Raw genomic sequence first — 12177 nt, forward strand, 5'->3', positions numbered from 1 at the left:
CCGCACTGTTTCACTGAAACTTTCCACATCACCAAGCGATTGGCTGGAGGACCGTGCTGCTTCCGGGAACACGCAGACACCGATAACGATCCGCATCATGGCTGCCACGCCGAGTGCATCGGCCGTGCAGACCTGGGCGGCGCAGTTGCGCAAGCAATTCAAACAACGTGGCCGGCCAACGCAGATCGAGCTTGCGCAAGACAGCACGCTAGCCGCCGATGAATTACGGCTTGAGCTCTCGAGCGCTGCGCCCTAAACCCGGCTCATCATCCACCGCGCCTTCGCCAGGCGCGCCGTCGTCGCGCAATCTGCTGGTGAGCACGTGATCGCGCCAGTGGCCATTCAACTGCAGATAGCGCCGCGCATAGCCTTCGATCTGAAAACCCAGCCGCCGCAGCACGCGCGCACTGCGCAGATTCTCCGGAACGTATTGCGCCATCACCCGGTGCAGGCCGAGCTGGCCGAAGGCAAAAGCGATCCCTTGCGTGGCTGCCCACTGGATCAAACCCCGTCCCTGCTGCGCCGCGTCCAGGCCATAGCCCATGTGGCACGCCTGGAAGGCGCCGCGCTGGATCTGCGTGAACCCGGTGGTGCCGATCACCTGCTCGCCCTGCAACAAGACCAGTTGCAACTCGCGCTCGCCAGGGATCGCGCCGCGGTATGCCATGCACAGACGGCGCCAGCCTTCGACGGTGTAGAACGCGGGCGGCCGCAGCGGCATCGCATCAGCCAGATGAGCGCGGTTGCGCGTGTGGTAGTCGGCCATTGCAGCCGGATCGACCACGGCCAGATCGCACAGCACCACGCCGTCGGCGCGGCGGATCGGCGCAAACAGCGGAAGACTCATGGCAGCCACGCCTCAACCACGCGTGTCATCTTGCTGCCAGGTGCATCCGGCTGATGCATACCGATCATGCTCCGCAAGCCGTCTCCAAAGCAGGGCGTCATCCAGTGCGTGAGATGGAACGCCCGACAGTCAGCAACATCCTCCCTGTGCATCGCTCAGTGCGCGGCAGCACGCTGCACGGGGCCACTGCACCCGCCTGACGGCAAGCGCAGCAGGCGGCCTCCCGCTCTCAGGCGGCAGCGACCGCAAGCGCCTGGCCGACCTGCGCTTCGATGGCGTCCAGGTTCGGCAACAGCGCGCTTTGCTCGCCCAGCAGCACGCGCATGTGCACACCGTCGGGCAGCGCATCTTCCGAGGCATCGGCCAGCAGGCCATCGCGCGGCACCGAAATCAGCTGCGGGAACGAGGCGGTCAGCAGCGCGAAATACGGCAATGCCGGGTTGCCACCCAGCGCCTTCAACACGATGACCTTGTTGTTGACCGCGGTGGGTTCATCGCCCATGCCGCTGAGGCGCGCGAACGACAGCAGCGGCACCTTCCAGCCGTACCAGTCGATGCGCCCGACCACCCAGCGCGGCATGTCGGGCAGCGGCTCGACCGCCACCCGCGACATCACCTCGGCCACCGTTGCGTTCGGCAGCAGCACGCGCTCGCTACCGGCCTGGATCAGGACGCCGCGGATTTCGTCGTTATTGGCGTAGCTCATCGCATGATTCCGATTCGAATGGGAGCGCCCGGCTTATGCCGGCCAACGCTGCGCCAGCGCCTGCGCCAACTGCGCAGGGTCGCCGGTCAGAATGCCTTGCCGCGCCAGACGCGCGGCGGCGGCCGGGTCGTAACAGCCGTCGGTGGATTGCCCGGCCAACCAGCCGCCTTGCTCGGCCAATGCCAGCGATGCCTCCACCAGCGCCTCGTTGGCACCGCTGAGCATCAGCACCGCACTGTCGGCCGGCGGCAGCGCGCCGATCAGCCCGGCCGGATCGGCCGGTGCCACGAACGCCAGCGCGCCGGCATGCTGTTGCACGCCGACCTCGTCGGAGAGCACATACACCTTGCCTGGTGCGACCACCTGCCCCGCTTCACCCAGTTCGACCGGCAACGCAGACACGCGCCCCATCTGCCGCACCAGGTTGCCGTACTGGCCGCCATCCAGGGTCATGCGCACCAGCACCGCACGCGGGAATTCCGGCGGCAAGGCGGCCAGCAGGCGACGGATCGCATCCGGCCCACCGATGCCAGCGACGACCAGCACAGCGCCGGTGACGCTGCCGCTGTGCTCCAGATCCACCAGCGACAAGCCGCCGGTGGACAGGGCCGCCACATCGGGTTCGGCGCGCGGGCGCACCACCACGGCCACCTCGTCCACCAGGCCCCAGGTACTGGAATCGCCCAGCGTCAGCCCCGGCTTTTCCACAGCGGCCGGTGCCGCCTCCTGCATGGAGGCATGCGCGAACAAGGCATCGCCGGGCACGCTGTCGAACGCGTGCGCGGCCGCTTCCAGGTGTTGATCCAGTTGCAGGTCCGAATGCTGCTGCGGTGCCAGCGTCAGGCCGGGCTCGGGCTGCAGCGAGGGCTCGCTTTCGGTGCCCGGCGGCAGCACGTCGGCGTGGCCGTGTAGCTTGGCGGCCAGATGGCGCACCCAGCGCTGCGCTTCCCAGCCCTCGCGGCGCACCGTCAGTTCGGCCTCGTCGAAGATCACGGTGACACCGGGCATGTTGAAGGCCGGCTCCAGCGCTTCGAGCGCGTCTTCGATCGACGGTTCGAGTGCGACCAGCACGGCTACCGGCTCGGCGTCGCGCAGCATCTGCACGTCGACCGCCGCTGGCTCGTCTTCCAGCACCACCTGCGCGCCGGCCAGGCCAAGCGCCTCGCGCAGGCGCTCGCGCGCCTGACCGGGACGACCCAGCAAAGCAACCGGAGTTCCCATTGCGCCATTAGTCTCGGACACGGGCGATCCCCAGCAGGTCATACACGTTTCGCATCAGATCCAACTCTTGGTAAGGCTTGCCCAGGTAACGCTGCACGCCGATCTCGAAGGCGCGCTGGCGATGCTTCTCGCCACTGCGCGAGGTGATCATCACGATCGGCACCGCCTTGAAGCGCGGGTCGGCCCGCATCGCGGTGGCCAGCTCGTAGCCGTCCATGCGCGGCATTTCGATATCCAGCAGCATCAGGTCGGGCACGCGCTCTTCGAGCAGTTCCAGCGCCTCGACACCGTCGCGTGCGGTCGTGACGTCCAGGTTGTGGCGTTCCAGCACGCGGCTGGTGACCTTGCGCATGGTCAGCGAATCGTCGACCACCATCACCAATGGCACCTGGCGCTGCGCTTCGGCCTGTGTTTCCAGCGACGGCCGCGCCGGCTGGGCGAGGAAACGACGCACCAGCGGGGCGACGTCCAGGATCACCACCACGCGGCCATCGCCGGTGATGGTGGCGCCGTAGATGCCCGGCACCGAGGCGATCTGCAGGCCCACCGGCTTGACCACGACTTCGCGATTGCCCAGCACCTGATCGATAGCCACTGCGGCACGCAGGTCGCCCGCCCGCACCAACAGCAACGGCACCTGCGCCTGGCCATCGGCACGCGCGGCGGCCTGGCCGACCAACGAGCCGAGGTCGTGCAGCACGTACTCTTCGCCGGCGTAGTGATACCCGCCCTCGCCCGACTCGTAACGGGCGCGCGAGATGCGGCCGATACCGCTGACCGAGCCCACCGGCACCGCGAACGTCGTTTCGCCGATGCGCACGAACACCGCCTGGGTGACCGCAAGCGTTTGCGGCAGACGCAAGGTGAACGTGGCGCCCTGCCCGCGTACCGAGTGGATATCCACCGAGCCGCCGAGCTGACGCACTTCGTTGCGCACCACGTCCATACCCACGCCACGGCCGGCCAACTGGCTGACCTGCTCGGAAGTGCTGAAGCCGGAAGCGAAAATCAGGTTATCGAGTTCGGCCTCGCTCAGCTCCTGGCCCGGTTCGATCAGGCCGCGCTCCTCGCCGCGCCGACGGATCGCCTCGCGATCCAGCCCGGCGCCGTCGTCGGCCACTTCCAGCACGATTTCCGAGCCTTCGCGGCGCAGACGGATCGCAATGCTGCCTTCTTCCGGCTTGCCTGCGTCGCGGCGTTGCTCGGGCGTTTCCAGCCCGTGCGCCACCGAGTTGCGCAGCATGTGTTCCAGCGGCGCGACCATGCGATCGAGCACGTTGCGATCCAGTTCGCCCTGGGTGCCTTCCAGCACCAGGTGCACCTGCTTGCCGGTGTCGCTGGCTGCCTGACGCACCACACGACGCAAACGCGGCACCAGACCGTCGAACGGCACCATGCGCGCGCGCATCAGGCCATCCTGCAGCTCCGAACTGACGCGCGACTGCTGTTGCAGCAAGCCGTCGTACTGACGCGACAGATCTTCCAGCACACCCTGCAAGCCGCCCAAGTCGGCTGCCGATTCGTTCAGCGCACGGCTGAGCTGCTGCAAGGTTGAGAAGCGGTCCAGTTCCAGCGGATCGAAGGTGCGATCGCCCTGGTCCTGTTCGCGCTGATAACGCGCCACGATCTGCGCTTCGGTTTCCAGATCCAGGCGCCGCAACTGGTCGCGCAGACGGGCGTTGGTGCGATCCAGTTCGCCCATGGCGCCGCGGAACGCGCCCAGCTGCTGCTCCAGGCGCGAGCGGTAGATCGCCACTTCGCCGGCGTGGTTGACCAGGCGGTCGAGCAGGTCGGCGCGCACGCGCACCTGCTCCTGCTGCACGCGCGGCAGGAAGTCTTCTTCGGCCTGGCCTTCCACCGGCACCGGGGCGGACAGCGGCGCCGGTTCCACCGACGCCTTGGCGATCGCGCGGACATCGGCGTCGCTAGGCGGTGCGGCATTGCGGCCACGGGTACGGGTTTCGAAGGCTTCCACCAGATCGGTCGGCATCGTCACCGCACGGTGCATGCCGGTGCGGGTCAGCAACTGATGCAGGCGGTCGAAGCCACGCTCGAACAGACGCACGTCGTCGCGATCGATGTCGGTGCGGTTGGCCGCCACGGCTTCGAGCAGCGATTCGATCGCATGCCCCAGATCGCCGATGGCGTTGATGCCGGCCATGCGCGCACCGCCCTTGAGCGTGTGCAGATCGCGCTGCAGTCCATTGAGGACATCGCGGTCTCCCGGTACTTCGCGCATGCGGGCGATCAGGCCGTCGCAATGGTCCAGCAGGTCGCGCCCTTCTTCGACGAAGATGTCGACCAGCTCGCCGTCGAGTTGATCGAAGTTCAGCGGGCCGGCATCGAATGCCGCACCGATATCGTTGTTGGCCGCACCGGCACGCGTCGCATCTTCGACCGGGGCGCTGAACGCAGCGGTGGTGGTGTCTTCCGGCTCGTCGGCGCTGCGGTCGGTTGCGTGCTGATCTGCGGAGTCGTCGGCATGCTGATCGGCACCGGCGTGGTCGCTGGCTTGCGCTGGTTCCGCGTGCGCTGCCTGTCTTGCGCTTTCGAACTGTTCTGCGCGCGCGGCATGATCGGCGTGATCGGACACGGCAAACGCATCGACTGCGGCCTGCTCATCGGCCTGCGCCGCGTCGTCAGAGGTGACAGCCTGCGTGTCGTGCAGCTCCGGCGCAGTATCCGATTGCGGATCGCCGGTCTCTTCCACCTGATCGGCCGCATGCGCCATTTCGAATGCCTGCACCGATTCGACAGTGTGATCGGGCAGGACGTCGGCACCGGCCTGTGCGGCGTCAACTCGGTCGGCGTCTGCATGCTCGGCATCGGAATGCGCCGCTTCGGTCTGCTCGGCAGCCACATGCTCGGCGTCGGAATGCTGCGCTTCGGTATGCGTGGCTTCGGCGTCCAGGTGTTCCGTCGCGTGCTCTGCGTCGCTGGCATGTTCGTCGGAATGCGCGTGCGTTTGCAGCTGCTCACCGGCGTCGACGTACTGGTCAGACGGTACTTGCTCGTGGACGTGCGGCTGCGCATCGGCAGGCGCGTCATCGCCCGAATCCATCTGCTGATTCGAAGATGGTTGCGCTTCCAGCTCTGCATGCTCGCCCAGCTGCGCGGCTTCTTCCAGCGGTTGCTGTTCGCCCGCATACGGCTCGCCGGCATGCGGCAACGCTGCCTCGCCGTGCTGCGCCGCCTGGTCTACCGACTGCTCGCCCGCGTATTCCTGCGTGTCGGCATGGCCAGACTGATCGGACGACACGCTGTCCAGCGCTGCGGTTTCCGGGGTCCAGTCTTCCGCGGTCGTTGCATTGGCGTCATCAGCCAACGCTGCGTCGGCGTGCACGGCCTCCAGCGCTTCGATGCTCTCGACCGCCTCGTCAGCGCCTGCTGCAAATTGCTCGTCGTGCGCGGGCGCCTGCTGTGCCTGCCCGTCCACTGCCTGCTCGGCATCGGCTGCAGCCAGCGTCTGCGCATCGCCCAAGGCAGCTTCCGCATCGGCCAGCTCATCTACCGCAATGCTGTCGGCGTGCGTGCTGGTGGCGTCGGCGTCGTGCTCGCCGGACACACGCTCAGCAGATGCCTCACTGGGCACCTCTGCCGCGTGCTCGCCGGAAGCGTGATCGTGCGGTGCGGTCTGCGCATGCTGCAGTTCAGTGGCATCCCAGGCCTCGGCTTCAACCAGCGGCTCGTCGGCCGGCAGGTCGTGTGCGTCGATGCCCTGCGATGCGGCCCGGTCTGCCTCTTCGGCTGGCGCAGCATCGTCGTGCAGCGCATCGGCAAGCTGCTCGGATTCGGCAATCGGTACCAGCGCGTCGTCGCTCGATGCAGGCACGGACTCGGCAGAGGCGTGGACATCTTCGTGCACGGCGGCATGACCGGCATCGTCGACCGCATGCGGTGCAGGCGCGTCCAGTGCGAGTGCCGACTCATGCTCGGCTTCGGCTTCGGCCAGCTCGTCCACGGCAATCGGCGCATCGTCCGGCTGCGGCTGCGCGTCTTCGGCATCTTGAGCCGATGCGGGGGCGTCGGACGGTAGCGCGCCGGCATCCAGGTACTGCGACAGATCCTGCGCACCGGTCAGTTCGACCGAGGCATCGCTGCCGTCTACCGTGGCGCTCGGGGCGTCGACATCGTCCAGCTCGTCCAGGAACACCTGCGGCGGCCACTGCGCTTCCGGCAAGCTGTCCACCAGCGTGCGCAAACGCTCGGTCAACGGTGCGAACGACGGAATCAACGGCGCATCGGCACGCAGCGCGGTCACCGTGGTGGCAATCGCAGCAGCGGTGGCGGTGAGTGCTTCGAGCCCTTCCGCCGACGGCATGACCGAGGCGGCCAGCAAGCGCTTGACGTAGCTTTCGGCCGGCGTCGTCACCAAGGTGATTTCCGGCACGTCGGTCATCGCGAACGCGCCACTCATCGTGTGCACGGCGCGCAGCACGTCTTCGGTCGCCAACTGCGGCTCGGCCTGGCTGGCCTGCAGCCACCCGTTCACCGTGTCCAGATGCGTGGCGACCTCGGCTTCCAGGATCTCGCGCAGCACGCTGTCCACCGAAGCCGGCGTTCCGCCGCTGGCGACAAACACGCCTGCGGCTGCCGCCGGAATCGCCACGGCCTCGGCCACCGGTGCCGCGGCTGCGGGCACGTAATAGACCTCTTCGCCAGCAGCAACGCGTTCGGCAATGCCCTGGATTTCAGGCAGATCGGCGCTGATGCGGCCCTGGTCGCGCAGCGCGGCGTTGAATTGCGGCAACACCTCGTAGGCCAGTTCGACCATCGACACGACCGCCGGGCTGGCCGGCCGCGAATTATCGAGCACGCGGTTAAGCATGCTCTCGATCTTCCAGCTGAACTCGCCGAGCACGCTGGCGCCAACCAGACGCCCACTGCCCTTCAGGGTGTGGAAGACGCGGCGGATCGGGCGCAGGGCTTCCGGGTTGGTGGGCGCGGCGCGCCACACCGGCAACAGCTGCCCCAGGTTGACCAACTCTTCGTCGAATTCTTCCAGGAACACGTCGCGGATATCGTCGTCGATATCGCTGTCGCCGAAGCCGCCGAAAATGCCGGCATCGGCAGCCTCCTGAGCGCGTTCGCTGGACACCGATTCAGAGCTTGCCTGCGCGGTGTGCGCATCGGCGGCAGGTGCCGGCGCCTGCGGGCGCTCCACGTCGAACTGCGCGGCTGCTGCATCGAGCTGGGCCAGGAACGCAGCGGAGGCGTCGTCCAGCTCGAATTCGCTGACCACTGCCTGTTGCACGCGCGGGGCGACCGGCCCGGATGCCGCTTCGGACGGGACGTCCTGCGGCTCCTGCACCGGCTCGACGAACGGGTCGTCCAATTCCTGCGGCGGACTCGGCGGCGGCGAGAAGGCGTCTTCGATGCTGGTCTGCGCGCGACGCGTTGCGTTCTCGGCGATGAACTCCAACGGTGCTTCGGTCTGATCGGCATCGCCCGGCAGGTCGATCTGCTCGATCTGCAGCGGCGCGTCCTCGGCAGGCACCGGCTCGGCGGCGTGCTCCTGCTCCAGCGCGCTCAGATCCACCGTGTAGCTGACCTGCGCGACCTCGTTGCCATCCTGCTCGGCCGACACCGGGTCGAACGCAGAGGTGGCGATCGGCGCGGCCTGCTCCGTGGTTTCCAGATGCCAGTCGCCAGGCGCCTGCGCGCCGTCGTCCGAAAGATCCAGCGGCGCCACGGTGAACGGCACATGCGACTGGCCGGACACGGTTTCTTCGGCGGCGACCGGGTCGAAGGAGAACACCGTATCGGTCGCGGCAGCGCCGGTGTCGTGCACCACGCTGGCAGCGAACGGCGTCTCGACGACGGTTTCGTTCGCCCATTCCAGCGACGGCAAAGACGCATCGTTGGCGGCCTGCGGCGTGTCGGCGTGCTGCAACGGCGGGGCGGCCACCGGCTGCGGCTCGGCCGCGCTGCCCGGCTGGTCCGTGCCGACCGGCAAATCGGACGGCTGGCCCGACGGCAGCGGCCAGTAACGCAACGTTTCCAGGCTGTTGCGGGTGATATCCAGAATCTCTTCGCGGCCGGGACGGCGCTCGCGCAGGGCTTCCAGGTAGTACTCCAGGCTGGCCATCGCATCGGCCAGGGTATCCAGCTGGCGTCCGCTGGGCACGCGCTGCTTGCCGATCAATTCCAGATCGACGTAGCGACGCACGCCTTCCAGATAATCGGCGGCCTGCGGCAGCTCGAGAATGCGCAACGCACCGCCGACTTCGCCGAGCAGGTGCGGCACCTCGGCCAGGCGCGCGTGGTCCCAGTTGGTTTCGATGAAGGCGACGAAATGTTCGCGCGCCGCTCCGAAGTTGGCGATCGCCTCTTGCGCCAGCACATCGACCGTGCGGCGTACTTCCGAGGAGTTGGCACTGTTGCTGACTTCGGTACCGTCGCCCGGGTCGGCGCCGAGGCTGGCGACCTGATCGTCCAGCGAGGCATCCACGTACAGCAGCGCGCCGGCAATATCCAGCAGCACGCTTTCGTCCATCTGGGTCTGGCCATCGACCACACGCGCCAACGCATCGCGCTGCTGCACGACGACGCTGCGCGCCACGCCCAGGCCCATCATGCCGAGGGTGTCGGCAACGCTGCCCAGATCGTTGACCTGGGTCTGCAGCTCGCCGATCTCGCCGCCGGTGCGCAGATGCAGGTCCAGCGCGTCTTTCACGCGCAGCAATTCTTCCTTGACCGCATTGCCGACGGTGTCGAGCAACTCGCGATTGCGCCCGCTCAGACTGCCGCGCGCGTGATCCAACTCGGCCTCGGTGGCAACGCCGGCCTGCGGGTCGAACGCGAACAGCACGCTTTCGCTCAGACCCGGCTGGCCACGGGTGGCACGGATTTCATTGAGCAGCGGCAGCAACACGATCGGAATGTCGCGATGCCCGTTCTGCAAGCGCTCCAGGTAATCGGGCAGCAGCACGGTGCCGCGCATCAGCATCGCGCAGGCCTCATCGCGGTCGGCGACCTCCCCTGCCTGCACGGCCTGGGCCAGTAGCTCGAGCTCTTCGGCCACCATCGCCGGCGCATACAACTCGACCATGCGCAGCGTGCCCTGCACCTGGTGCAGGTAGCCGGCGCAGAACCGCATCCGACTGGTGTCGGACGGTTCTTCGGCAAAGTACTCGATCTCGTTGCGCGCCTGGCGCAACGTCTCGTCCAGCTCTGGCTTGACCCAGCCCAGTGCGGCGTGACTCATCGCATCGCGAAGCGCGCTCATTGCAGCCCCCTGACTACGACCGACTCGCCGCCAGCGCGGCAACCGGTCACTTCCTGCATCGACGTAACGCTACTACGCGCCATCTGCTGATCCTTTCCCGTTCCGCGTCGTGGTCACGCCGGCAGCTTGAAGTCGGCGACCGAACGGCGCAGATCGGCAGCGAGCTGAGCCAGGTTGCCGATCGATTCGGCCGTCTGCTCCGCACCCTGCGATGTCTGGCTGGTGATCTGACGGATCACGCCCATGGTCTGTGTGATATCCGTCGCTGCGGCCGACTGCTGGTGCGCAGCGATGGAGATGTTCTTGATCAGGTTGTTCAAGGCGTTGGACACGCGCTCGATTTCGGTCAGCGCGGTGCCGGCGTCTTCGGCCAGGCGCGCACCGGACACCACTTCAGAGGTGGTCTGTTCCATCGAACTGACCGCTTCGTTGGTATCGGCCTGAATGGTCTGCACCAGACCTTCGATGCGTCGGGTCGCACTGGAGGTGCGTTCTGCCAGGCGCTGCACTTCGTCGGCCACCACAGCGAAACCGCGACCGGCTTCGCCGGCCGACGCTGCCTGCACCGCGGCGTTGAGCGCCAGGATGTTGGTCTGCTCGGAAATGTCGTTGATCAGTTCCACGATCGAGCCGATCTCCTGCGAGGATTCGCCCAGTCGCTTGATGCGCTTGGAGGTTTCCTGGATCTGGTCGCGGATCTGGTCCATGCCCTGAATCGTCTCGCGCACCACGCCGGCACCCTCGGCGGCGATGACCACCGAGCGCTGCGCCACTTCGGCCGACTCGGTGGAGTTGCGCGACACCTGTTCGATGCTGGCCGCGATTTCGCTGATGCGCTCGGAGGCAGTGGTGATCTGGTTGGCCTGCTGGCCGGCCGCTTCGGCCAGTTGCATGGCCGTGGCCTGGGTTTCCTGGGTCGACACGGCCACCTTCGCGGAGGTGTCGTTGATGGTGGTCACCAGGTGGCGCAGTTCGTCCACGGCGTAATTGATCGCGTCCGCGATGGCGCCGGTCATGTCCTCGGTCACCGAGGCCTTCACGGTCAGGTCGCCCTCACCGAGCGAGCTGATTTCGTCCAGCAATCGCATAATCGCCTGCTGGTTGCGGCTGTTGAATTCCACCTGCGACTGGTAGCGCACGTCCTGCTCGCGGGTCCGCACGCGCACCGAGCTCCACACGAAGCCGATGATCGCCAGCAGCGCGACCAGGCCGGACACCACGCCCAGCCAGAAGTTCGGGAACAGGCGCGTGTCGCGCACCGAACCGAACGCCGAAAACGCATCGAACAGCTTCTTGCTGTCTTCGAGCATCTTGCCGGAGCCAGCCGTCAGCGCGGCGGCCGAGGACTGTGCGGCGAACAGGTTGCGCGAGCTGGCGAGGATGGCGTCGACGTCTTTCTTCATCGTCGTCCACTGCGCCTGCGACTGCTCCAGCGCCGACAACGCGGCCGGGTTGCGCACCGCGGCGATGCCGAGTTCTTCGTTGCCCGTGCGCAGGCCTTCCAGCATCTGCGTGAACACCACCGAGTCGCGTGCCAGTGCGTCGCCCGAGGCGGCCGCATTGGCGCCACCGGCGCGCATTTCCGTGACCCGGCGTGCCATGGTGCCGGCGACCACCACCTGCTGCAGCGTGTTGTAGATCTGCGAGGCAGGCGCGCCGCTGACCGTCATCGCGCGCACCACTTCGTTCAACTGCGCCTGCAGCTGCGGCACGCTGCCGGAGAAGCGTTCGGCGTTGCCGGCCAGACCGAGCACCGCCGGTTCGCTGGCGATGACCTGATCGGCGTTTTTGCTCAGCGGTACCCAGGTCGCCTTGAGTTGCGCCATCGAGCTTGCGATCGAGGTTTCCTGGCCGTAACGGCCATCCAGCTCGCTGACCGTGCTGTCGATACGGCCCTTGGTTTCCTTGAATGCGGCAAACGCCTTGGCATCGCCGGACACCGCTTCGCGGCCCTGGTTGGCCAGCTGCTGCGAGAGCACCTGCAAGTCGGCCGCGCCGGTGCCGGCACCGGCAAGACGACTGCCCTGCCAGGTCGCGACGCCGGTATTGGCGCCAAACACGATCATCGACAACACCAGCAAGCCAAGCCAGAAGCTGGTGCTGACGCTGCCGAGCTTGTTGGTCTTGCGGGCGTCCGGGGCGGTACTCATGGTTCGACCTCGATCTGTATGACGT

The 12177-nt window shown here is 67.2% G+C and carries 5 protein-coding genes and 1 pseudogene; 1 reads left to right on the forward strand and 5 read right to left on the reverse strand.

Translation table 11 applies throughout. The features are described 5' to 3' along the window. The first annotated feature begins 39 nt into the window (after window positions 1-39). Window positions 40-256 (forward strand): annotated as a pseudogene (locus ACCQ16_RS15025) (hypothetical protein). On the opposite strand, the gene ACCQ16_RS15030 reads toward ACCQ16_RS15025, so the two are convergent. The 5 genes from ACCQ16_RS15030 to ACCQ16_RS15050 form a co-directional block, all read right to left on the reverse strand. Next, on the reverse strand, window positions 224-847 hold the full coding sequence (locus ACCQ16_RS15030; protein ID WP_122273521.1) for a GNAT family N-acetyltransferase: 624 nt from the start codon (window positions 845-847) through the stop codon (window positions 224-226). The pseudogene ACCQ16_RS15025 and the gene ACCQ16_RS15030 sit on opposite strands and share 33 nt — an antisense overlap. 229 nt (window positions 848-1076) lie before the next feature. Continuing rightward, entirely contained in the window at window positions 1077-1553 is a 477-nt protein-coding gene (locus ACCQ16_RS15035; RefSeq protein ID WP_008575177.1) for a chemotaxis protein CheW, read from the reverse strand. Window positions 1554-1586: 33 nt separating this feature from the next. Continuing rightward, window positions 1587-2774, reverse strand: a complete 1188-nt coding sequence (locus tag ACCQ16_RS15040; protein ID WP_218497146.1) for a chemotaxis protein CheB — start codon at window positions 2772-2774, stop codon at window positions 1587-1589. A 7-nt stretch (window positions 2775-2781) separates the two neighbouring features. Beyond that, a complete protein-coding gene (locus ACCQ16_RS15045; protein ID WP_277572577.1) occupies window positions 2782-10002 on the reverse strand; it encodes a hybrid sensor histidine kinase/response regulator in 7221 nt (2406 codons plus the stop codon). A gap of 113 nt (window positions 10003-10115) precedes the next feature. Next, window positions 10116-12152, reverse strand: coding sequence for a methyl-accepting chemotaxis protein (locus ACCQ16_RS15050; RefSeq protein WP_277572576.1), 2037 nt, complete (start codon window positions 12150-12152; stop codon window positions 10116-10118). Window positions 12153-12177 lie beyond the last annotated feature (25 nt).

The organism is Xanthomonas sp. NCPPB 1062 (assembly GCF_041481705.2).
In the GTDB taxonomy this organism is placed as follows: Bacteria; Pseudomonadota; Gammaproteobacteria; order Xanthomonadales; family Xanthomonadaceae; genus Xanthomonas; species Xanthomonas euvesicatoria.